The sequence below is a fragment of the Aporhodopirellula sallentina SM41 genome (assembly GCF_000346505.1).
GTDB classification, from domain to species: domain Bacteria; phylum Planctomycetota; class Planctomycetia; order Pirellulales; family Pirellulaceae; genus Rhodopirellula; species Rhodopirellula sallentina.
In genome coordinates, this window is the sequence record NZ_ANOH01000026.1 from 1 (window position 1) to 1,409 (window position 1,409).

The 1,409-nt window shown below is 56.8% G+C and carries 1 protein-coding gene; it reads right to left on the reverse strand.

Annotated features, from left to right (window positions below):
• Positions 1-825: phage integrase N-terminal SAM-like domain-containing protein (locus RSSM_RS01290; RefSeq protein ID WP_008673644.1), on the reverse strand; the 825-nt coding region annotated here is incomplete at its 3' end.
• Between the last annotated feature and the right edge of the window lie 584 nt (positions 826-1,409).

Genomic DNA, 1,409 nt, shown 5'->3' on the forward strand with positions numbered 1-1,409 from the left:
CGATTGCCGAATCTCAATCTGCTTGTTCGCGAAGTCGATATCCTTGACCCGTAGACGGATCGCCTCGCTGATCCGCATCCCGCATCCATACAACAACTTCGCGATCGTCAAATGCACCCCACTGAGCCCCTCGAAAACGCCCGCGATCTCCTTCGGCCCCAACACCGTCGGCGTCATCGGCTTCTTCGTCGCACGGATCGCCTCGATCTTCCCCATCTCACGCTTGAGCACCAACGTGAAGAACTTCAGCAGCGAATGAAACGAAACGTTCTGCGTCGACGGCGCCACGTTGCCATCGACCGCCAGGTCCGTCAGGTGAGCCTCCACGTCGGCCGCCCCGATTCGTTCGAAATCCGCCAAACAAGTCAATCCGCGATCGGCCATGAAGTTCTTCAACTTGCCCACATAAGTTCGCTCCGTCCTCAACGCCATTCCGCCCCGACGCAGCGCACGCCGAAACTCCTGAATCGCATCCGGTTCCTTCGGATCAATCTTGCCGACCACATCGTCAATCGTGTCATAGCCCTCCGACTTCGCGCGTTCGATCGACACGATCCCTCGCATCGTCTCACGCAGCGGCAACAGGTCCACCGGATCGCGATGCTGGACCGATTCGCGAAACACGATCAGCCCCTCGATCACCTTCATCCGCTTCCATGCCGGAACGCCCGCGTCGCGCTTCGAACGCAAGGCGATCACTTCCTCGGCAGTAAACTCCTTCGAAAGATCGACCGGCCGACGGTGAAACAGACAAAACTGCTTGAACCAAACCCGCGCCCACTTCAGTCCCTGTTCGCCGCTTGAAGATTTGCAATAGTTGGCCATCGTCAAAGTCCCTCGACATCAGACACACTGTTCGCCAGCAGAACGAAATCAAAAATCGCCAAGTGAAGTCGCTGGAAGATGCCACCTGCGAAATACCGTGATCGCTTAACGCGAACCACCACGTGGTAAGCCCTCTCGCATGTTAAGGACCATCGCTTGTTAAGGACCATCACGGAGAGCACTTCCATGCTCAAACACTGCTGCCGGTTCACCGAGCACGTCCGCCCCACCTTCACCAGCCCGGACAGTCTACCCATCCGCCCACAACAGAGCGGACAAGTTTCCACCGCACGCCTGTCCACTTCCGCTAAAAATGCTTGCCAACCGCCCTCCGATCCGCCAAAATCCCTCATGAGGTGGGGAGGACACTTAGGGGGCAACCAAAAGCTGAAAAGCGTGTCACCCATGAGGACGAAGTCCGCACGTGCGGAAGTGAGAACAAGTAGAATCGCTCCCAAGCAAACTTCCCAAACCAGTGAGAACAAGTCGCCCACACCCGACTTATTCTCACCACCGAACCTACGAAAACACCCCCAAATCACTTATTCTGACCCGGACCGACCGGTAAGAAACAAGTTACCCCA